Genomic DNA, 20,819 nt, shown 5'->3' on the forward strand with positions numbered 1-20,819 from the left:
CGAAGGGGTTACCGTCCTCGGAACAAACCACCGAGAATACCCCTTACGATCCGTCGCCCTGTGGTGCCCTTGAGCTCCTTGATCACAACCTTCGCGATCTCGCCACCAATGCTGGTGCTGCCGCGCTTGCTCCGCGATGAGCTTCGCCCGACCTTCGTACCGGAGTAACGTCGCGCCGCCTGGAATTCTCTCTCTCGGGCCTCGGCTTCTTCTGCCATCCGCTCCGCCTCTTCCGCTTCGGCAGCAGCCTTTTCGGCCCTTGCCATCAGGATTTCGTGCGCGCTCTCGCGATCTTCGACCGCATTGTATTTGAGTGCCAGAGGAGAGGCGTTCATGATCGCGGCACGCTCTGAGTTCTCGATCGGCCCAAGCTGCGACGACGGCGGTCGGATGAGCGTTCGCTCCACGATCCCCGGAGCGCCCTTGCGCTCCAGCATGGACGTCACGGCTTCGCCTACTCCGACTTCTCGGATCGCGTCCTCGGTCGAAAACCGCGGATTTTCGCGATAGGTCTCAGCAGCCATTCTGAGCGCCTTACGGTCGCGTGCCGTAAAAGCGCGCAAGGCATGCTGCACACGATTGCCAAGCTGTCCAAGGATATCCTCAGGAATATCGTCTGGGTTCTGAGATACGAAGTAGACGCCAACCCCTTTTGACCGGATCAGGCGCGCAACCTGCTCCACCTTGTCGACCAGAGCCTGTGGTGCGCCATCGAACAGAAGATGCGCCTCATCGAAAAAGAACACGAGTCGGGGTTTGTCAGGATCACCGACTTCGGGAAGTTCCTCGAACAGCTCGCTCAACAGCCAAAGAAGCGACGTCGCATATAACCGCGGCGAAGACATCAGTTTGTCGGCGGCTAGAATGCTGATCCGGCCACGCCCGTCCAGCGCCGTGGCCATCATGTCAGAAAGCTCCAGCGCTGGTTCCCCAAAAAAACCCGCTCCCCCCTGGTTCTCCAGAACAAGAAGGGCGCGCTGGATCGCCCCGATTGAGGCGGTTGATACGTTTCCGTAACGCAACGACAGATCTCGTGAATTCTCGCCCACCCAGACCAGCATGGAACGCAGGTCTTTCAAGTCGAGAAGGGCCAGACCTTCTTCGTCAGCGACGCGGAAAGCGATATTCAACACGCCCTCCTGTGCCTCGGTCAAATCCAGAAGCCGCGAAAGCAGAAGCGGCCCCATTTCTGCAACTGTCGTGCGGATCGGATGCCCCTGTTCCCCGAACAGGTCCCAGAATATCACTGGGAATGCATCGTAGGTGTAATCTTCGAAGCGAATTTTCTCAGCGCGCTCGGTGAATGCGCCATGAAGCTTGAACGTCTCCGAGCCCGCTTTTCCGAGACCAGAAAGATCGCCCTTCACGTCCGCAAGAAAAACTGGAACACCCTGGGTCGAAAAGCTTTCTGCAAGGATCTGAAGTGTCACCGTTTTACCGGTGCCGGTCGCCCCTGCAACCAGACCGTGGCGGTTGGCATACTTCAACAGCAAGTGCTGAGGCTCCGCATAATCTTCCCCGCCACCGCCGATGAAGATCCGATCTACATCCATGCCTGCGCTCCTCGCGTATCCAAGTTCTTGGTGGCACAATAAAGTGTTAACCGTTTTCTGCCAGAGTGACCGGGCCAAACCGCCGCCCATGGCGCGCGGAGTGGCATTTCCTCCCTGTTGGACTGGCCGCGCCGAACTATCTGGCGCGGCCTTTTTTTGAGGCTCAAGCGCAGAATATTGCGCCGCCCCGGGCGCTTAAACTTCCCTGTTGACGCCCTGAAACAAAGCGATTAGCGTGCCGTCCAATGACTAAGTCGGCCCGTCCGGCAGGGAGAACCAAAAGTGAAAAAGGGCCCGTCCTCGGGCCCTTTTTTGCTCTGAGCAACACCTTGCTTGACCGGTGTTTTCCGCCTGACACCAAATGCTAAGCGTGCTAACCGCGACGTGCCGAAAGAACAACATCCGCCAAAACCTAGAGGTACATGATGCAGTCGTTCTCGAAATCACTTGGGCTCGCAATTCTTGTTGCGATCGGCGTTCCGGCAATTGCCCAGGACCAAAGCGGAACCAACTCGGAGTCATCCGGCCTTTCGACCGGTACGGCTGTAGAAGAGAGCAGTGACGGGGTTGGCACACCCTATGTGAAAGAGACTTCAGGCGACTGGGAAGTGCGCTGCGTCCGCACCGAAGACGGCAACGATCCCTGCCAGCTTTACCAGTTGCTCAAAGACCAAAACGGAACGTCGGTCGCCGAAATTACCGTCTTTCCCTTGCCCCAGGGGGGGCAGGCTGTCGCAGGCGCAACCATCATCACACCCCTGGAAACGCTGCTTACAGAGCAGATCACCATGCAGATCGATTCAGGCGGCGCAAAGCGGTACCCGTTCAGCTTCTGCACGCGTTCAGGCTGCATTTCCCGTATCGGCTTACTCGAAGAAGACCTGGCGGCATTTCGGGCAGGCAATGCTGCACAGCTTCGGATCGTACCGGTAACTGCGCCTGATCAAAATGTGCTGCTTACGGTTTCGCTTTCGGGCTTTACCGCGGGTTACAATGCGATCGGCAGTGAAAACTGAAGCCCGCATCCGTCAGTGTTTTCTGAGCGCCAGAACGGCGTTCAGACCGCCGAAGGCGAATGCGTTGGACAGGACGACATCGACTTTCGCCTCCCGCGCAGTGTTAGGAACGACATCGAGGGCGCATTCGGGATCGGGCTCTTCATAGCCGATCGTAGGAGCAATGACGCCCTCGGTCAGCGCCATGATGCAAGCCAGAAGTTCTACTGCACCGGTGCCGCCAATCAGGTGGCCATGCATCGACTTTGTCGAAGAGATCATCAATTTGTCTGCGTGGGCACCAAAGACGTCGGCTACCGCCGCGCATTCCGTCTTGTCATTGGCCGCTGTCCCCGTGCCATGTGCGTTGATGTAGCCCACATCACTTGGGTTCAGCCTGGCGTCCTGGAGTGCACCGCGAATTGCGCGGGCGGCGCCCTGTTTTGAGGGCATGACAATGTCGGCGGCATCCGAAGTCATCGAGAACCCCACGATTTCGGCAAGGATCTCGGCCCCCCGCTTTTTCGCATGTTCAAGCTCTTCGAAAACAAATACGCCGGCGCCCTCGCCCTGAACCATTCCATTCCGCGTCGCGCTGAACGGGCGGCAAGCATCCTTCGACATGACGCGCAGGCCCTCCCAAGCCTTTACGCCCCCGAAGCAAAGCATAGATTCCGAGCCGCCGGTGACCATCACGCAGGCCGCTCCATTTCGAATGAGCCAGAATGCCTGCCCCATGGCATGGTTCGAACTGGCGCAGGCCGTCGCCACGGTGAATGACGGCCCCTTCAGGTTGTACTCCATCGACACATGGCTCGCGGCAGCATTGTTCATGAGTTTTGGAACGATAAAGGGGTGAACGCGGTTCTTGCCCTCTTCATAGACGGCCCGGTAGTTCTCGTCCTGCGTGTTGAGACCACCACCTGACGTTCCAAGAACAACGCCAGACTCGGCTGCGAGTTGGCCGGAAAATTCCAGCCCAGACTGCGCGATTGCCTCCCGCGCGGCGAGGAGGGTGAACTGTGTGAACCGGTCATAAAGTGCTTGCTGCTGCCGGTTGAAATAGGTGTCCGGTTCGTACCCCTTGACCTGACCACCCAACCTGATGGAGAGGCGTTCGACGTCTCGGATATCCAAATCGCCGATGCCACACGTCCCGGCCTGCATCGCCGCGAATGTGTCGGCCACACTATGCCCCAGCGGATTGATTGTTCCCGCCCCGGTGATGACAACCCTTTTCACGCAGCCTGTTCGGCAACAAGCCGCTCAACCGCGCGGACAATGGCACTCACCGACGAGATATCGAATTCCGAGGTGTCCGGTTCATTCGCATTGAACGGCACCTGAACATCGAACGTCTCCTCGATGGCGAAAATCGCCTCGACCAGCCCCATGCTGTCGATCCCGAGATCGTTCAGCGACATGTCCATCTTGACATCGGACGGTTCAAGCACTGCCTGTTCAGCAATGATTTCAATCACTTTATCGCGCACTGCGCCGGACATCTGTCGTGCCTCGCTTGCTGTCTGCCGCTGATTTAGTCGCTGCCGTCAGGTTTTTGAACAGCTTTCTTGATATCCGCGACGTCTCGAAACAAGCGTGGCAGACGCCGAAGCCCCTTGGTCAGTTCAATATGCTGATCCATCTTGATCGCCGGGCTTCCCAGCACCACCCTTCCGGCTGGTACGTTTGTGAACATTTTCGTTGCACCGCCGGCCACGACATCGTCTCCGACAAAGATATTGTCGGACACCCCACACTGACCTCCGAGAACGACGCGATTCCCGACGCGAGCCGATCCGGCGACCCCGACCTGCCCGCAAAGCAGCGTGTTCTCTCCCACGACCACGTTGTGACCAAGGTGAACAAGGTTATCGAGCTTTGTGCCCCGTCCGACCCTTGTTGCGCGAATCGTCCCCGCATCGATGGTCGAACCGGCGCCGATCTCAACGTCGTCTCCGATCTCGACGCCTCCGAGGGAATGTATGCGCGTCCAACTCTGGTCACCCTGTTCGACGGCAACGCCAAGGGTTTCGCGCGCCCTTTCCGCAGACGATTTCTCGGGGGTAACGAATGAGAACCCATCGCTTCCGACCACCGCATTGGGATGGCAAATCAGTCGTTTGCCAATGCGTACGCGCTCCATAATCCGCACTCCGCAGTGGATTAGCGCTCCTTCCCCAACCTCGCTTCCCCTTGCAATCACGACATGCGAAGAGATGCGGCAACCCGCACCAATCCGCACGCCGGCACCGATCACTGTAAACGGACCTATGCTGACATCCTCGCCGATGACGGCAGAGGGGTCGACAACCGCCGCGGCATGAATGCCCGAAGCGATGTCCGGCCCGGGATCCATCAATCGTGTCAGGCCTGACAGCGCATATCGCGGGCGCGGGACCATGATCGCACAATCAAGGCCAAACGCTAGCCAGTCCGCCCCATCCCAAAGGATCGCTGCCCGGGCCTTGCCGTCGCTCAACCGCGCAGCGAATTCCGGCTTCATTGCAATTGCAAGGTCATCGGGCCCAGCGTCAGCTGGTTCCGCCACACCAGAGATCGTCAGGTTGGGCGCGCCGAAAAGCGCCGCGCCCAATCCTTCCGCGATCTCACCAGTGGTATAACGCATGTCGGGCCCCTTCGTTCAGGCCCCGATCCTTATCCGCGAACCGCCCGCAGTGCCACCCCGGCATTTTCCAGCGCCTTCCAGATCCTCGCATCGCGACCGTAGATGTCACGACGGAACTGCGTGCGCCGCTTGGGTTCCGTGAACGCCGTGCGATAGTCCAGATGTACCGGTACGGGAGTATCGAGGGGCACGATGGTCTGTTTGCCGCTCGCAAGGATGTTCTGGAAGTAAGATTCCGGGTTCTTCATCTGTCGGCGAAGAAGGATATACGCAAAATCATGCGGATCATGTAGCCGGATGCAGCCTGAAGAATAGGCCCGAACCTCACGCTGGAAGAGGTGCCGCTGCGGCGTATCGTGCAAGTAGATCGCATGAGGGTTTGGGAACATGAACTTCACCGTGCCAAGCGCATTCGCGCGTCCCGGCGGCTGGCGCACCGTGAACGGGAAATTGTGCTCGGTATATTGCGAGAAGTCGATGCTCTCGCGCGATACCACACGGCCGCGCACGTCGATCAACTGCAGATACCGCGCCGCGTTCGGATCCTGCTTCAGCTTGGGCAAGTAATCGCGGCCCAGGATTGAACGCGGCACAGTCCAGTCCGGATTGATCTCCATATACTCCATCTGATCGGAGAACTCCGGCGTTCTCTTGTCGTAGAGACGCTCGCCGACCACCGATTTTGTTTCGAAGGTCACGCGACCCTTGTCGTAAAGCTTCGTGCGGAAATCCGTGAGGTTCACCCAAACGTGGCGATCGCCGCGCCCGTTGGGATGGTTGATCCAGCGCTCCCTCTCCATCGCAACGATGACCTGCGACAGACGCGTGGCGGCAGAGGTATTGATCTCGCCGACCGTGCTTGGACCGGCAACGCCATCGGGGGTCAGACCGTGGTCGTGCTGGAACGCTGCTACGGCCTTCATCATCTTGTCGTCATAGACGGATTGCGACGTGCGCTTCAGATAGCCCATGCGGATCAGACGATTTCGCAACGCGACGACGGCATTGCCGCCATTCCCTAGTTCAAGCTTCTTGGCCTGAACCGGCGCACCCCAATCTCCCGAACCGATGACCTTTTCCAGCCGAAGCTTTTCCTTCATCAGGTTCTTGTACTCGTCAGACTTCGGCGGCAGCGCCTTGAAATACGCGGCAGGCGTGGACTTCGAGAAGCTGTCCAGAAGTTGCTCCCTGCTCCTCAGGGGCACCTGGCGAACAATTTGTTCATCGACACGCGACGGGGCCAGGATGCCGGTCTGCACGTCCCGCGCGTAGCGAAGGAAGAGACGGCTCAACTCAACTTCAAGACGACCAAGGTCGCGCTGGCTCTGAACCCCACGCAAATTGGTTTCGATCAGATCCGGAGAGTATCGGCCCGCGGGAAGTCCGTGATCACCGGCCTGAGAAACGGCTTTAATGAAGGACTGACGCCGCTGCTTGTCGCGATTGCCCGTTCCGGTCCATATCGGCTTGTAGCCGTTCGCCCGATAAAACGCGGCAATGTCGCGATCATTCGAAGCGGCCTCCGCAACCGCCTGCATGAAGGCCGTGACAGCAGCATTTCCAATACTCGGAACAGAAACTAAGAGCGCGGCGGCGGCACCTCCGGCCAGCACATCGCGACGGGAAACAGATGACATGACACAAACCTTTAGCAGCGACCCCCGAGAAACGCATATATCAGACCGAACTGTGAAGAATTAAGGGATTCCAATCACATTTTAGCTAGTCCGGCAGAGCCTGTCGCCGGATTGCAACGTCGTTGCAATTTGCGCACGCCTTCCCCGACCTGGGGATAAGTGAGCAAAATTCCGCCGATTTCAGACGATTGTCGCTGTATATTAACCAAAGGCATTGGATACATTCAGAACTTGTGAGATATCTCCGCTAACGCCTGGGGATGAGGCAGCAGTCGCGCAACGCCGCGGCGTGGAATTGGGACAAAACGGGACCTATGAGCAATTCAGACGTGACCGCTTGGACGCGGCGTGGCGTGCTTGGCGCTTTTGCCGCAACCGCATTAGCCGCCGCTCCGACCTACTCCAATGCCTTCGGCATTCTGAAGGGTGCTGGCGACATTCGGCGCGTAAGTATGTTCTCCGGTCGGACTGGCGAGAAGATCGACACGGTCTACTGGGTAGACGGAGAATACATTCCGGAGGCACTGGTAGAAATCAATAACTTCATGCGTGACTGGCGAACGGACAGAACCGCCAACATCGATACGCGTGCAGTCGATATCTGGGCGGCGGCACATCGTCTGCTCGATACTCCTCAGCCCTACATGATGCTTTCCGGTTATCGCTCCCCTGAAACAAACGCGATGCTTCGATCGAGGTCGCGCTCGGTGGCGCGCAATTCTCTGCACATGAAGGGTCAGGCGGCCGACCTTCGGCTTGACGGACGGTCGGTTGGCCAGATGGCGCGTGCCGCAGCAGCGTGCCGCGCTGGCGGTGTCGGAAGCTACTCGCGATCAAATTTCGTCCATATGGATTGCGGCCCGGTCAGAACTTGGGGCGGTTGATCCGCAGGGGTCCCCCACCTCCATGCGCGCGGCTTCGGCCGGGCGTTTTATTTGGAGTTACTGCCTCAAAAATTGAGATACGCTTCAGATGACGCTGACCATCTCAGCGGCAAGCGCAGCGGAACTTCCAGCCCTCCTGCCAGTTCTGGCGCGGCTGCGTATCCGGGTTTTCAGGGATTGGCCCTACCTCTACGATGGCGATCTTGACTACGAAGAACGCTATCTGTCGACTTTTGCCAAGAGCGCCGGCGCCATAGTCGTTCTCGCCCGCGACGGCAATGAAATTGTCGGAGCGGCAACAGGCGTCCCGCTCGGGGAGCACGATCCTGCCTTTGCATCACCGCTGGTTGCCGCCGGATATGATCCCGGAGATATATTCTATTGCGCGGAATCCGTTCTCCTACCCGACTATCGCGGACTGGGTGCCGGCCACGCCTTTTTCGACCAACGAGAAGCCGCCGCGCGGGCACAGGGATGCAAATATTCGTCTTTCTGCGCAGTGATACGGTCGCCAGATCACCCGGCGCGGCCGCCGGAATACCGCCCCCTCGACAGCTTCTGGAAGAAACGAGGCTACACCCCGATTGCCAATACAATCGTGCACTACACTTGGCGTGATCTTGGTGGCAGCTCCGAAACTGAAAAACCGATGCAGGTCTGGATCAAATCCCTGGTTGCGGAGATCGGCTGATCCGTTCAGGTGCCTCCGTCAGGATCCTGGGGGCCTTTGTTTCGGCCGAACAGTGGACAGAAGTCGGCAATACGGCTGCTTTCGCGTATAAGCCTGCATGTTACGTCGCATCCAGTCGGTACGGATCGGCCCCCAATCCGCCGCCACGCCGCGCCATCTTTGCTCTCCTTTGACAGAGATTGCGTTATCCCGGGGCACCGTAGTCGCCATGATCCGCACAGCGCAACTCAGGTTCGACGGCCCGTGACGAAGCTCGCGTCCGGTGATCGCGCGGCAGCCGCGCAACTCTGCCGTCGTCGGAAGAATCTGCAAAAGCCCGAACCAAAGACCTCCCCCGCCGACAGCGCCCGGATCGTAGGTGCTTTCGTAACGTGTCAGGGTCGAAAGAAGCGCCGTCCAGAAGGCCGCCCGATTCTCCTGCGTCTGGAAAGGATACGACGGGCACCAATCTGCAATATCCTCGGGCACGGTCTCTATCAGTGGCCGACCATGACCACTTATTGCCGACATCGAAACGCGGCTCCAAAGCAAACCGTTTCTGCGGTACTCCCACTGCGCGCGCGGGATATGCGAGACCCGTGCCTGAGGTCGAGGAGTCTCTGCCGTTGCGATCTGGAACTCGGGAGGCTCTGGACGAGATATTGAACGAATAACACCGGCCTCTGTCGACGCAAGCAGTAGTGCCGGAAACGTCGGGCCTAAAGAAAGCGTAAGGACTACAAGAAACCTGGGCACTAACAAACAGACTGAAATCATTCTCATGCAACGTATCGGTTCCAAGCGCCCCACAAGAAAGTCTGCTATGGAACAAGCCTGCGCGTCAAACACCGCTTGCCTGCGGTAGACCAGACGGCATTTCTCGGCCGATCCGGTGCGATATACACGCCTTGGGATCGGATTGCGTTTGCGTCAAAGACGCATAGAATTCCGCGGCATGTGCGGACGCTTTGTCATCACTGAAGCCGCCGACGAGATGGCCCGTCTGTTCGAAGCCATTCCTGCCAACGATCTGCCGCAGGTTCCCAATCACAATGTCTGTCCGACCAATCAGATACTTGTAGTCCTTGGGGGCGAGGGCCGCCGTCTCACATCGATGCGCTGGGGGTTTATTCCGCACTGGTACAAGAGCCCAGGCGACGGCCCACTGCTGATCAACGCACGCGCCGAAACGATTGCTGAAAAGCCTGCCTTCCGCAGCGCCGCGCGCGAGCGCCGCTGCATCGTTCCGGCGACAGGATTCTACGAATGGACGAAGGATGCCGACAACAAACGCCTTCCCTGGTACATCCGCCCCAGCGGCGGCGGCCCAATCGCCTTCGCCGCGATCTGGCAGGAATGGCGGCATGGCGACGATCTCATGAACACCTGTGCGATCGTGACCACTTCCGCGAATGCGGCAATGGCGAAAATCCACCACAGAATGCCCGTCTGCCTGTCTCCTGAAGACTGGCCCCTCTGGCTTGGAGAGGCTGGCAAGGGGGCCGCCATGCTGATGCGCCCTGCCCCGGAAAGCTATCTGGATTTCTGGCGGGTCGATCCGAGGGTCAATTCAAACCGCGCAAGCGGGTGCGACCTGATCGAACCGATCTCCGCCTGACGCAAGGTCAACCGGCAAAAAAAGGGCCGCACCGAAGCGCGGCCTGTCCAGTCAGGGAGGAACCAAACTCATCGACGAAACATCGACGAAAACCAAGTGCGCATCAGTGCTGTCGATAGGTCTGCTGTAATGTCCAAACCGGTCGGGCGAAGCTGAATGCGCCGTCCCGCTATGGATATCACAGATTTGTGCAGGCGTCCTGCTGGATAGACGCATTCGCGTGCTGCGTTGCATCATCGGCACACAATTGACGGGGAGTGTGTCGATTGTAACGCAAACATACTGGAACTACGGCGCAAACCGTCATTTACCGGCAGGCATCTGCTCGTGTTAGATCCGAAAAATTATCCCTCCCCTTGCCTTCTGAACTGTTATCGCAAACATTTCTCGACGCTCGATTCGCAGGCATACCGAGAGAGACTTGGTCAGGATTCGGCAAAAAGCAGTCCGGACGGGTTGCACTTTGCGGATCAAGCTCCGAAAGGTCTCCGTTAACTCACCATGGGGCACCGATGACGACTACCGATATCCAAAACGAGATTCTGCGGCACCTGAAATTCACGCTCGGCAAGGATGCTGATCATGCCACGCCGTATGATTGGCGTATGGCTTTGAGCTACATGGTACGTGACCGTATCGTAGACCGTTGGTTTACCTCTACGCGTGCAACCTACCAAGGGCGCGAAAAAAGGGTCTATTATCTTTCGATGGAGTTTTTGATCGGTCGTCTTCTCGAGGACGCCATGGTCAACCTTGGAATCCTCGACGAGGCCGCGGAGGCATTCCACAGCCTCGGCCTGTCGTTCCCCGATATCATCAACGGTGAGCCCGATGCTGCGCTCGGTAATGGCGGGCTCGGACGGCTCGCCGCATGTTTCATGGAAAGCCTCTCGACCCTGGGTTGCCCGGCCTATGGATACGGAATTCGCTACGAGCATGGCCTCTTTCGTCAACGGTTCGAAGACGGTCGGCAGGTCGAGGATCCCGAGGAATGGCTGCGCACAGTAAATCCCTGGGAATTCACGCGACCCGAAGCGGCTTTCGAGATCGGCTTCGGCGGCCATGTCCACGTAAAGGGTGCACGCGGCATCTGGCGTCCTTCCGAAGCCGTAGTCGCAGAAGCGCACGATACGCCGATCATCGGATGGCAAGGGCGTTGGGCCAACACCCTGCGGCTCTGGGCGGCCGAGCCAACTCGGGTTTTCGATCTTGACCGGTTTAACCGCGGTGACTTCGAGGGCGCGGCCCACCCCGAAGCCGTCGCGCGAACATTGAGTCGCGTCCTTTATCCCGACGATACAACGGATGAAGGCAAGGTGTTACGCCTGAAGCAGGAGTACTTCTTCACCGCAGCATCGCTCCGCGACATCCTGCGCAGATTTGAAAGCGAGTATGATGATCTAAGCCTCCTTCCCCGGAAGGTTGCCATCCAACTCAACGATACGCACCCGGCGATCGCGGGCCCCGAACTCGTCCGGCTCCTTCTTGATGAACGTGGCCTTACCTTTTCGGATGCCGAAGAGACGGCCCGTGCTTGCCTGTCCTACACGAACCATACGCTCCTGCCCGAAGCGCTCGAGGCCTGGCCCGAGCACTTGATGCGCTCTCTGTTGCCCCGACACATGCAGATCATAGAGCAGATCGACCAAAGCCATCGCACCCAATACCCATCCCGGGCCGTTTCCGTTCTGAATGACGGCGAGGTGCGCATGGGGGAACTGTCCTTCATCATGGCGCACCGGGTGAACGGCGTTTCGGCGCTTCACACCGAGCTGATGAAATCTACAGTTTTCGAGAACCTGCATGCCCTACATCCGGGGCGGATTGTAAACCAGACCAACGGAGTAACGCCGCGGCGCTGGCTCTTGACCTGCAACCCCGAACTCTCGGGCTTGATCACCGAAGCGATCGGCCCTGACTGGGTCTATGATGCGGAACGGCTGGCCGAACTTGAACCCCACGTCTCGGATCCGGCGTTTGTCGATCGCTTCGCCGCGATCAAGCGCGCCAACAAGTCCGAACTGTCGAACTGGCTGGGCGAGATCACCGGGATCAGCGCGGATCCGGACGCGCTTTTTGATGTGCAGATCAAGCGAATTCACGAATACAAGCGCCAGCACCTCAATATCCTGGAAACGATCGCCCTCTGGCAGGATATCCGCGACGAACCCGACGCAGGCTGGACGCCACGTGTCAAGATTTTCGGTGGCAAGGCGGCTCCGGGCTATGTTTTCGCCAAAGAGATCATACACCTTATCAACAGCGTCGCCGCCACGATCAACTCCGATCCGGTAACAGCGCCCTATCTTCAGGTCATCTATCCAGCGAACTACAATGTCTCCGTCGCCGAGCGTCTCATACCTGCGGCGAACCTGTCAGAGCAGATCTCGACCGCAGGCAAGGAAGCCTCAGGCACCGGCAACATGAAATTCGCCCTGAACGGGGCGCTCACAGTCGGCACTCTGGACGGTGCAAATGTAGAGATCCGCGAACGCGTGGGAGAAGAGAACTTCTTTCTCTTCGGAATGACGGCGGACGAAGTCGTCGCCCGCCGCACTATCCCGGATCACGCCGCGCAGGCCATCGCGGACGACGCAAGGCTTGCACGTGCGCTGGAAACGCTGCGCGACGGCACCTTCATCCCAGAGGCGCCGACAAAGTTTCACGGGATCGCCGACAATATCTCGGGCCCCGACTATTTCCTCGTCGCCTCGGATTTCAATGACTACTGGCGTGCTCAGAGAGAGATCGACGCCGCATTCCGCGACGTTGCACGCTGGAACCGAATGGCCGCGCTGAACACCGCGCGTTCCGGCTGGTTCTCGTCCGACCGTACAATCCGCGGCTACATGGCGGATGTTTGGGACGCGGAAGTTGCCACCGCGGCGCGTCGCACGGCGGCCGAGTGATACCTGGAAGTTCGAAGCCAAGGCCCCAAAGAAAAAGGGGCCCCCGAAAGGGCCCCTGGAGTTTCGCTGATCAGGCTCTGTCTTAGTACCGCCCGGTTTCTGCCTGCGGCCTGACCCGCGTCAGGGGCGAGCGCACCCGCCCCAGGTCCCGCGAAACGCGCTAGCGCGTTTTGCGGAGGCGGATGGAGCGGATTACGCAGATATCTGCTCGTCCGCCCCAGTCCTCCGCCGTATTCACGAACACCCAGATGTTCCCCCGCAGGTGTTGCACTTCATGCAAGTTCCGTTTCTGACGAGCGTGTAGTTCCCGCACTCGCCACACGGATCTCCTTCGTAACCCTGCATCCTCGCCTTGGTGGATGCGTCAATGGAAACGGTCCCCGTCGCAAGCGACGTCGTTGTTTCCGTATGCTCGGCCACCAGCGTTTGCAGAGCAACATCCGTTGCAACGCTGCCGCCCAGCGCCATGCCGCCGTTCAGCACCACCAGTTCCTGTGGCGCGCGGCCTCGAAGGTATCCGGTCGATGCAACCCTCTTCAGAACCTCCACCGGAGAAGAGCCCACGGCTCCAGGCACTTCGGTGAAATTCCGTTTGCCCTCATCCTCGCCACGGCCCAGATCGTCGAAGGTTTCGCCTTCAGGCTTAACGTGTGCCAGATCGGTCCGGTCGAGATAGCTGACCGCAAGCTCGCGGAAGATGTAGTCGAGGATCGAGGTCGCATTCTTGATCGTCTCGTTCCCCTGAACCATCCCGGCGGGTTCGAACCGGGTGAACGTGAAGGCATCGACGAACTCCTCAAGCGGCACGCCATACTGCAGACCCACCGATACGGCGATGGCGAAATTGTTCATCATCGCCCGAAAGCCGGCGCCTTCCTTGTGCATGTCGATGAAGATCTCACCGAGCTTGCCGTCTTCGTATTCACCGGTCCGCAGGTAAACCTTATGGCCGCCCACAATCGCCTTCTGCGTATAGCCCCGGCGGCGCTCCGGCATCTTCTCGCGATGCGAGCGGATCATCTCCTTGACCACGACCTTCTCGACGATCTTCTCGGCAAGAACCTGCGCTTTCTCGGCCGGTGTACCCGTCTCGAGCGTTTCAAGCGCCTCGTCGTCATCCTCCACCAGCGCGGCCGCAAGCGGCTGTGACAGCTTGGAGCCATCGCGGTAAAGCGCATTCGCCTTTACCCCGAGCGACCAGGACAGTTCATAGGCCTTCTGGCAATCTTCGATCGTCGCCGAATTCGGCATGTTGATCGTCTTTGAGATTGCCCCCGAGATGAAGCTCTGCGCAGCCGCCATCATGCGGATGTGACTGTCGACCGAAAGAAAGCGCTTGCCCTTCTTGCCGCAGGGATTGGCACAGTCGAACACCGAGTAGTGCTCTTCCTTGAGGTGCGGTGCGCCTTCCAGCGTCATCGTTCCGCAAACATGGTCGTTCGCGGCATCGATCTCGGCCTTTTTGAAGCCGAGATGCTTCAAGAGGTCGAAGGTCGGATCGTTGAGCTTTTCGGCCGGAATACCCAGCACATCGGTGCAGAACTCAGACCCAAGCGTCCATTGGTTGAAGACAAAGCGGATATCGAAGGCGGACGGCAGAGCGGCTTCGATCTTGTCGATCTCCGTCTGGCCGAAACCATGGCCGACCAGGGCCGTGTGGTTGATCCCGGGGGCATTGCCGAGCGTGCCGTGCCCGACGGCATAGCTCACGATCTCACCGATCTCCGCTGTCGTGTAACCCAGGCCCTCCAGTGCGGCCGGCACTGATCGGTTAATGATCTTGAAGTAACCGCCGCCGGCCAGCTTCTTGAACTTCACAAGTGCAAAGTCCGGCTCGATTCCGGTGGTGTCGCAATCCATCACAAGGCCAATTGTTCCCGTGGGCGCGATAACGGTCGCCTGCGCGTTGCGGTAGCCGTTTGCTTCACCAAGCGCGAGGGCTTCGTCCCAGGCGGCGCGCGCCAGATCGATAAGCCGCTCATCCGGGCAGTTCTCGGCGTCAAGTGCCACCGGGTTCACGTTCATCGCCTCAAAGCCCGAGGTCGCACCGTGCGCAGCACGCCGGTGATTGCGGATGACCCGAAGCATGTGCTCACGGTTCTTCAGATACCCTGGGAACGGGCCAAGTTCCCCGGCAATTTCGGCAGACGTGGCATAGGCCACACCCGTCATGATTGCTGTCAGAGCTCCGCACAGCGCCCGGCCTTCAAGGCTGTCATAGCCGTAGCCCATATTCATCAGAAGCCCGCCAATATTGGCGTAGCCGAGGCCGAGGGTCCGGAAGTCGTAGCTGAGCTGCGCAATCTCCTTCGACGGGAACTGCGCCATCAGCACGCTGATTTCAAGCGTCAGCGTCCAGAGCCGCGTGGCATGCATATAGTCTTCGGCCTGGAATACCCCGTCCTTCAGGAAGGTCAGCAGGTTCATCGATGCCAGGTTGCACGCTGTATCGTCGAGGAACATGTACTCCGAACAGGGGTTCGATCCGCGGATCGGCCCATCCTCGGGGCAGGTGTGCCAACTGTTTACCGTGTCGTGGTATTGAATTCCAGGATCGGCGCAAGCCCAGGCTGCGTGACCGACCTTTTCCCAGAGGTCGCGCGCTTTCACGGTCTTTGCGACCTTCCCATCCACACGATTGATCAGCTCCCAGTCGCCGTCTTCGTCGACCGCCTTGAGGAAAGCGTCGGTCACACGGATCGAGTTGTTCGAGTTTTGGCCCGAAACACTGTTATAGGCTTCCGAATCCCAGTCCGTGTCATAGGTCGGAAACTCGATCGAGGTGTGTCCCTGCCGGGCGTAATCCAGCACTCGCTTGATGTAGGTCTCGGGGATAGCGACTTTCTTGGCCTCGCGGATCGCCGCTTTCAGCGCAACGTTCGCTGCAGGATCGAATGCGTCATCCTCAATGCCATCCCAGGTCCGGATCGCTTCAAAGATGCCATTCAACATCTTCTCATGCATTTTCGAACCGGCGACGATCGACGCCACCTTCTGCTCCTCCAGCACCTTCCACTGGATGAACTGCTCGATATCGGGATGGTCGGCATCGACGATCACCATCTTCGCCGCCCGGCGTGTCGTGCCACCTGATTTGATCGCACCGGCAGCACGATCGCCGATCTTCAGAAAGCCCATAAGGCCTGATGACTTGCCACCACCGGAGAGCCGTTCGCCCTCTGCCCTGAGGTGACTGAAGTTGGTCCCGGTGCCAGAGCCGTACTTGAAAAGCCGCGCTTCACGCACCCAAAGATCCATGATCCCTCCTTCGTTCACCAGATCGTCGGCGCATGACTGAATGAAACAGGCGTGCGGTTGCGGATGCTCATAGGCCGACTTCGACTTAGTCAACTTGCCGGTTTTGTGGTCGACATAGTGGTGGCCTTGGCTCGGTCCGTCGATTCCGTATGCCCAGTGGAGGCCGGTATTGAACCACTGCGGGCTGTTCGGTGCCGCTCTCTGAGTTGAAAGCATGAACCGCATCTCGTCGAAATAGGCACGCGCATCCTCTTCCGACGTAAAATAGCCTCCCTTCCAGCCCCAATAAGCCCAAGCTCCCGCAAGTCGGTCGAAGACCTGCTTTGACGAGATTTCCCCTACAAACCGCTCGTCCTCGGGGAGCTCTGCAAGCGCCACCTCATCGGGCACGGATCGCCACAGGAATTCGGGCACGCGTTTTTCGCGTACTTTCTTCAACCGCGCCGGCACGCCGGCCTTGCGGAAATATTTCTGAGCAATGACATCCGAGGCCACCTGGCTCCAGCCTTCCGGCACCTCGACGTTTTCAAGCTTGAAAACAACCGTGCCGTCCGGGTTCCGAATCTCGGAGGTGGTCGTCGTAAAGGCCACCGCGTCATAGGCGTCTGCCCCGGCAGTGGTAAATGCGCGTTCGATCTTCATTGGCCGTGCCCCATCGTCACTCTTCAGCTTCTTTTGGGAGCGCCCGCGTTTGGCACGGATCACCCCGGCGTTCGTGCTGGCAGGGCCGGGAGCGGCGGAAAGAGTTGGGGGTTCCGGCGCGGTGTACGCACACGCCGGTCGCTGATGGCCGCTTGGGGTCGGCCGAGCTCAGTGATATCTCTCCCGCCTGGCCCGCTAACCACTACATATTGTGGAAACCCTGCCAGCCCGCACAAGCTGCCGTAGTGAGGGGGCAACCGTCAACCACAAAATGTGGGGTGAAACAAAAAAATATCGTTGACCGTTGCGCACGTTCAAGAGGGGGCGATTCATCACTTTGAGGTGAAGCTGACGATGCCTCTGATAACCTACTGAAACTACGAAATTTGTGGGAAATTACCAGGGTCTCTATGGCACGATCTTCCGCGACTGCCTTGGCCCAGGGGTACCGGGAATCGCGCTGTTCTACGCGTCTGCACTAAGACAAGATACCACCATATCTGGTGGGTTGACGACAGCAGTTATCGTCTAGCGGTTTATAAACTTAGAACCACAACATGCTGTGGCTGATTTTCAGAGTGTGGTCGGGGCGGCGAGATTCGAACTCACGACCCCCTGTACCCAAAACAGGTGCGCTACCAGACTGCGCTACGCCCCGACGCTTGCGCCTTCTATCGGCCCTTGGTCCCTCTGAAAAGCCCCTACTCGCATGGCCAGGCGGCTAGGTTCTGATCGATTCCGGGGTGACGCAGGGCGTCACCCGGTTCTATCCCAAACCGGGACGACAAGCCGCCATTGATCTCCAGAACCGCAACAACGCCCTCCCCCCCATCAATCACTGTTTCATCGTGCGGGATCGCATTTTCATGGACATGGGTCACAACACCGTCTTCCCCAATGAAAATCATATCCAGCGGGATAAGCGTGTTCTTCATCCAGAAGGTCGCGTGATGCGGTGCATCATAGAGAAACAGCATTCCCCGGCTTTGCGCCATTTCGGGCACATGCATCAGGCCGCGTGCGCGCTCCTGCGGGTCGTCGGCGATATCCACGGTGAATCGCGCCTTGCCCCAGTCGCCGCGCACCTCGACAACATCGGGCACGCAAGCCGCGTTCGCGATGCCTGCCGCCAGGTTCGCAGCGGCTAAGACCGTCAGGAATCGTCTTTTAGCGCCGCTTCCCAACTCGTCACCTGAACCGCCATTCGGCCTCTCGCCCCATCGACAACGCGCAAAGACACGGCCTCTCCAGGCTGCAGATCGGCGAGCCCTGACCGCCGCAAAACCTCGACATGCAGAAACACGTCCTCGGGCCGTCCGAAGACGTTCGCGAAGCCAAAGCCCTTCGCCTTGTCGAACCATTTCACGCGTGCGGGCTGCAAAGGAAGCGATGTATCTACCGCCTCTCCGATTTCGGCCTCGCTCTCTTCCTCATCGCCATCCGGCTCCGGCGGATCGATGCGCAGAACTTCGATAGCCTGGATGCCGCGCGCCGTCTGTTGAGCAATGATCTCAATTCCGGCGGCATCCGCCACCGAGCTTTGGCCGAAATTTCTCAGAACATTCGCGTGAAGCAAGATGTCCGGGCCACCTTCATCGGCAACCACGAATCCGAATCCCTTAGACGGGTCAAACCATTTGACCCGACCAGAAACCGTGCGCCCCCGCTCGTCTCCGTCGCTCATAACATTACGTGTCCCGATCGCCCTTTGGGCTTGTTTTTTTCAGTTAGCGACACAACCTGCGCCGGTTGCAAGGAAAAATCCGAAAAATCCCGATGTTTTACGTTTTCAGAAACGGGAATATCACGGATGAAGGCGCTCGATGCTCCACTGTTCGCCAATCTCCTGCCGCGTCCATCTGAAACGGTCGTGCAGGCGGAACGCGCCATCTGCCCAAAACTCGATCTCTACCGGCCTGATGCGAAACCCACCCCAGAACGGGGGGCGCTGTGGGTTGGTGCCGTGGCGCGCGCCCTCCTTTGCCACCTTCGCCATTAAGGCGCTGCGCGACGACAAGGGCCGCGACTGCTCGGACGCCCACGCACCAATTCGGCTCTGCAACGCACGCGAACTGTAATACGCGTCTGCCTGCGGTCCGTCCTCCCGGCTGACATGGCCGCGCACACGCACCTGCCGCCGAAGCGATTTCCAGTAAAGGACGAATGCCACAACGCCGGTCGCCTCGATTTCCCGGCCCTTCGCACTTTCGTAGTTCGTATAAAAGACGAACGCATCGTCCTCTACTTCCTTCAGAAGTACTGTGCGCACATTCGGCAGCCCGGACGCGTCCACTGTGGCGAGTTGCATCGCGTTTGCGTCGTTCAACTCCTTGCCTTCCGCTTCCGCCAGCCAGTCCCGTACGATTGCGAAAGGATCGTCTCCGGCGAATATCCCACTTCTTTCCATCATGCCGAACATGCTCCCGATTGCGCGCCGAAGGCGCGGCATACGGCTCAGACCTCCGCTGCGCAAGCCCAACTTCTTGATGCCGACCGGCAGATAGCCTAGAGGACGCGCACGATAATTCTGCGAGTGAAGGACGCGAAACACATGCCGGGCGAACTGATGACGGGCAAGCGCGGGCTGATCATGGGCCTTGCCAATGACAAGTCGATTGCCTGGGGCATCGCAAAGGCGCTGCGGGGTGCAGGCGCGGACCTCGCCTTTTCCTATCAGGGCGATGCACTCAAGAAGCGGGTCGATCCGCTGGCGGCCCAGCTCGGATCGGATATCGTGCTACCTTGTGACGTGTCGGATCAGGCCTCCCTCGACGCGCTCTTCACGAGCTTGAAGGAAATATGGGGTACGCTCGACTTTGTTGTCCACGCGATCGGATTTTCCGACAAGAGCGAACTCCGTGGCCGCTATGTCGACACCAGCCGTGAAAATTTCCTAATGTCGATGGACATCTCTGTATATTCCTTCACCGCCGTCGCACAGCGTGCCGCTGCCATGATGCCAGAGGGTGGCAATCTTCTGACACTTACCTACTACGGCGCCGAAAAGGTGATGCCGCACTACAACGTCATGGGCCTCGCAAAATCCGCTTTGGAAGCCTCGGTGCGTTACATCGCCGAGGATCTCGGCAAGGACGGCATCCGCTGCAATGCGATTTCGGCCGGCCCGATCAAGACGCTTGCTGCGTCGGGTATCGGAGATTTTCGCTACATCATGAAGTGGAACGAACTGAACTCGCCACTCCGTCGCAACGTGACGATCGATGACGTGGGCGGTTCAGCGCTCTATCTTCTGTCCGACCTCGGCTCTGGGGTGACCGGCGAAGTACTTCACGTCGATGCTGGCTATCATGTTGTCGGGATGAAGGCGGTCGACGCCCCGGATATCTCAACCGTCTAGGTCGGCCCTGCCCGATACGCTGCCATAGTGGCTCCGGCTGGAGTGTCACATCCGGCCGATAAGCTTGGTTGATCATTCAGCCGGATGTCCGATCACGTGATCCGGGACGATGCGTTCGGGTAGTAGGAACGCTACCAGCACGAACACCGCTCCAAGTGCGATGCCGAGGATATCACCAGGCAGCGAAGTCACCGCGTCATAGCCCGAGGCAGGGATTTCGCCCATCGTCACCTTTCCACCAGCAATGTCCGTCAACAGGCCCGATGCCTTCCATGCGGGATATGTCGCCATGTAGGCCGCAGCCCCGAGCAGCCCGCCGGCCACGAAGAAAAGAGCATCCTTTCTTCCCGATGCCGCGGCACAAACGCCGGTTCCGGGACAATAGCCCGAAACGGCCCAGCCAGCGCCGAGAAGGAGGCCACCGAGGAAGACACCCACATATGTGGCCTTCACCGACATATGGCCCACATCCACGAGTCCCATCATCTGACCGCCAAACATCAGGATCGATCCAGTGCCGATCGCCAGAAGAATGGTTTTCATCAGGTGCGTGTTTGTGAGGTTCAGCATTTTGCCGATGAGGTTGGGGTTCGTTGCCCCGATCCGATCCAACACCGCTCCAAACGCCGCGCCGATCAGTGTAGCAAGTAAGATGGATGTCATGGC

General features: G+C 58.9%; 17 protein-coding genes and 1 tRNA gene. 6 read left to right on the forward strand and 12 right to left on the reverse strand.

The features are described 5' to 3' along the window. Positions 1-8 precede the first annotated feature (8 nt). Positions 9-1,553, reverse strand: coding sequence for a helicase HerA-like domain-containing protein (locus RXV90_RS02040; protein WP_316646570.1), 1,545 nt, complete (start codon positions 1,551-1,553; stop codon positions 9-11). A 422-nt stretch (positions 1,554-1,975) separates the two neighbouring features. Here RXV90_RS02040 and RXV90_RS02045 point away from each other — a divergent pair, with 422 nt between their 5' ends. Further along, entirely contained in the window at positions 1,976-2,569 is a 594-nt protein-coding gene (locus RXV90_RS02045; RefSeq protein WP_316646571.1) for an invasion associated locus B family protein, read from the forward strand. Between the two features lie 12 nt (positions 2,570-2,581). Here the strand turns inward: RXV90_RS02045 and RXV90_RS02050 are convergent, their stop codons facing one another. From RXV90_RS02050 to RXV90_RS02065, 4 genes are read right to left on the reverse strand one after another with little or no spacing between them, the layout of a single operon-like run. Beyond that, entirely contained in the window at positions 2,582-3,790 is a 1,209-nt protein-coding gene (locus tag RXV90_RS02050; protein WP_316646572.1) for a beta-ketoacyl-[acyl-carrier-protein] synthase family protein, read from the reverse strand. Then, positions 3,787-4,053, reverse strand: coding sequence for an acyl carrier protein (locus RXV90_RS02055; RefSeq protein WP_316646573.1), 267 nt, complete (start codon positions 4,051-4,053; stop codon positions 3,787-3,789). Before RXV90_RS02055 ends, RXV90_RS02050 begins: the two co-directional genes overlap by 4 nt. A gap of 32 nt (positions 4,054-4,085) precedes the next feature. Beyond that, complete coding sequence (gene lpxD, locus RXV90_RS02060) at positions 4,086-5,177, reverse strand: UDP-3-O-(3-hydroxymyristoyl)glucosamine N-acyltransferase (RefSeq protein WP_316646574.1); 1,092 nt, start codon at positions 5,175-5,177, stop codon at positions 4,086-4,088. 29 nt (positions 5,178-5,206) lie between these two features. Next, positions 5,207-6,814 (reverse strand): L,D-transpeptidase family protein, encoded by a 1,608-nt coding sequence (locus tag RXV90_RS02065; protein WP_316646575.1) that lies wholly within the window; start codon positions 6,812-6,814, stop codon positions 5,207-5,209. 314 nt (positions 6,815-7,128) lie between these two features. On the opposite strand from RXV90_RS02065, the gene RXV90_RS02070 reads away from it, so the two are divergent. Together RXV90_RS02070 and RXV90_RS02075 are read left to right on the forward strand one after the other, a co-directional pair. Further along, entirely contained in the window at positions 7,129-7,698 is a 570-nt protein-coding gene (locus RXV90_RS02070) for a YcbK family protein (RefSeq protein WP_316646576.1), read from the forward strand. A gap of 88 nt (positions 7,699-7,786) precedes the next feature. Further along, positions 7,787-8,389 (forward strand): GNAT family N-acetyltransferase, encoded by a 603-nt coding sequence (locus tag RXV90_RS02075; protein ID WP_316646577.1) that lies wholly within the window; start codon positions 7,787-7,789, stop codon positions 8,387-8,389. 18 nt (positions 8,390-8,407) lie between these two features. Here RXV90_RS02075 and RXV90_RS02080 read toward each other — a convergent pair whose 3' ends face one another. Beyond that, the gene (locus tag RXV90_RS02080; protein WP_316646578.1) at positions 8,408-9,151 is read right to left on the reverse strand and encodes a transglycosylase SLT domain-containing protein; all 744 of its coding nucleotides are present in this window, start codon (positions 9,149-9,151) and stop codon (positions 8,408-8,410) included. Between the two features lie 172 nt (positions 9,152-9,323). On the opposite strand from RXV90_RS02080, the gene RXV90_RS02085 reads away from it, so the two are divergent. Continuing rightward, entirely contained in the window at positions 9,324-9,986 is a 663-nt protein-coding gene (locus RXV90_RS02085) for an SOS response-associated peptidase (RefSeq protein ID WP_316646579.1), read from the forward strand. A gap of 512 nt (positions 9,987-10,498) precedes the next feature. Next, positions 10,499-12,895, forward strand: a complete 2,397-nt coding sequence (locus RXV90_RS02090; RefSeq protein ID WP_316646580.1) for a glycogen/starch/alpha-glucan phosphorylase — start codon at positions 10,499-10,501, stop codon at positions 12,893-12,895. A gap of 234 nt (positions 12,896-13,129) precedes the next feature. On the opposite strand, the gene RXV90_RS02095 is transcribed toward RXV90_RS02090, so the two are convergent. The 5 genes from RXV90_RS02095 to pdxH all read right to left on the reverse strand — a co-directional run bounded on the left by RXV90_RS02095 (position 13,130) and on the right by pdxH (position 19,202). Then, the gene (locus RXV90_RS02095; RefSeq protein WP_316646581.1) at positions 13,130-16,795 is read right to left on the reverse strand and encodes a vitamin B12-dependent ribonucleotide reductase; all 3,666 of its coding nucleotides are present in this window, start codon (positions 16,793-16,795) and stop codon (positions 13,130-13,132) included. 581 nt (positions 16,796-17,376) lie between these two features. Beyond that, positions 17,377-17,453, reverse strand: a tRNA-Pro gene (locus RXV90_RS02100). Positions 17,454-17,496: 43 nt separating this feature from the next. Next, positions 17,497-17,979: a DUF192 domain-containing protein gene (locus RXV90_RS02105; protein WP_316646582.1), complete on the reverse strand. Its 483-nt coding sequence runs from the start codon at positions 17,977-17,979 to the stop codon at positions 17,497-17,499. Beyond that, positions 17,949-18,479 (reverse strand): cold-shock protein, encoded by a 531-nt coding sequence (locus RXV90_RS02110; RefSeq protein ID WP_316646583.1) that lies wholly within the window; start codon positions 18,477-18,479, stop codon positions 17,949-17,951. The genes RXV90_RS02105 and RXV90_RS02110 overlap by 31 nt, the downstream gene beginning before the upstream one ends. Positions 18,480-18,599: 120 nt before the next feature. Continuing rightward, the gene (pdxH, locus tag RXV90_RS02115) at positions 18,600-19,202 is read right to left on the reverse strand and encodes a pyridoxamine 5'-phosphate oxidase (protein WP_316646774.1); all 603 of its coding nucleotides are present in this window, start codon (positions 19,200-19,202) and stop codon (positions 18,600-18,602) included. Between the two features lie 144 nt (positions 19,203-19,346). Here pdxH and fabI point away from each other — a divergent pair, with 144 nt between their 5' ends. Beyond that, positions 19,347-20,153, forward strand: coding sequence for an enoyl-ACP reductase FabI (gene fabI / locus RXV90_RS02120; RefSeq protein WP_316646584.1), 807 nt, complete (start codon positions 19,347-19,349; stop codon positions 20,151-20,153). Positions 20,154-20,225: 72 nt separating this feature from the next. Here the strand turns inward: fabI and RXV90_RS02125 are convergent, their stop codons facing one another. After that, complete coding sequence (locus RXV90_RS02125) at positions 20,226-20,816, reverse strand: DUF6691 family protein (RefSeq protein WP_316646585.1); 591 nt, start codon at positions 20,814-20,816, stop codon at positions 20,226-20,228. Between the last annotated feature and the right edge of the window lie 3 nt (positions 20,817-20,819).

The organism is Ovoidimarina sediminis (assembly GCF_032586175.1).
Lineage (GTDB): Bacteria > Pseudomonadota > Alphaproteobacteria > Rhodobacterales > Rhodobacteraceae > Ovoidimarina > Ovoidimarina sediminis.

Excerpts from the sequence above, each read along its gene's own strand:
- RXV90_RS02040 (WP_316646570.1), bottom strand. The coding sequence starts at position 1,553 with ATGGATGTAGATCGGATCTTCATCGGCGGTGGCGGGGAAGATTATGCG.
- RXV90_RS02045 (WP_316646571.1), top strand. The coding sequence starts at position 1,976 with ATGATGCAGTCGTTCTCGAAATCACTTGGGCTCGCAATTCTTGTTGCG.
- RXV90_RS02055 (WP_316646573.1), bottom strand. The coding sequence starts at position 4,053 with ATGTCCGGCGCAGTGCGCGATAAAGTGATTGAAATCATTGCTGAACAG.
- lpxD (WP_316646574.1), bottom strand. The coding sequence starts at position 5,177 with ATGCGTTATACCACTGGTGAGATCGCGGAAGGATTGGGCGCGGCGCTT.
- RXV90_RS02065 (WP_316646575.1), bottom strand. The coding sequence starts at position 6,814 with ATGTCATCTGTTTCCCGTCGCGATGTGCTGGCCGGAGGTGCCGCCGCC.
- RXV90_RS02070 (WP_316646576.1), top strand. The coding sequence starts at position 7,129 with ATGAGCAATTCAGACGTGACCGCTTGGACGCGGCGTGGCGTGCTTGGC.
- RXV90_RS02075 (WP_316646577.1), top strand. The coding sequence starts at position 7,787 with ATGACGCTGACCATCTCAGCGGCAAGCGCAGCGGAACTTCCAGCCCTC.
- RXV90_RS02080 (WP_316646578.1), bottom strand. The coding sequence starts at position 9,151 with ATGAGAATGATTTCAGTCTGTTTGTTAGTGCCCAGGTTTCTTGTAGTC.
- RXV90_RS02085 (WP_316646579.1), top strand. The coding sequence starts at position 9,324 with ATGTGCGGACGCTTTGTCATCACTGAAGCCGCCGACGAGATGGCCCGT.
- RXV90_RS02090 (WP_316646580.1), top strand. The coding sequence starts at position 10,499 with ATGACGACTACCGATATCCAAAACGAGATTCTGCGGCACCTGAAATTC.
- RXV90_RS02095 (WP_316646581.1), bottom strand. The coding sequence starts at position 16,795 with ATGAAGATCGAACGCGCATTTACCACTGCCGGGGCAGACGCCTATGAC.
- RXV90_RS02110 (WP_316646583.1), bottom strand. The coding sequence starts at position 18,479 with ATGAGCGACGGAGACGAGCGGGGGCGCACGGTTTCTGGTCGGGTCAAA.
- pdxH (WP_316646774.1), bottom strand. The coding sequence starts at position 19,202 with ATGGAAAGAAGTGGGATATTCGCCGGAGACGATCCTTTCGCAATCGTA.
- fabI (WP_316646584.1), top strand. The coding sequence starts at position 19,347 with ATGCCGGGCGAACTGATGACGGGCAAGCGCGGGCTGATCATGGGCCTT.
- RXV90_RS02125 (WP_316646585.1), bottom strand. The coding sequence starts at position 20,816 with ATGACATCCATCTTACTTGCTACACTGATCGGCGCGGCGTTTGGAGCG.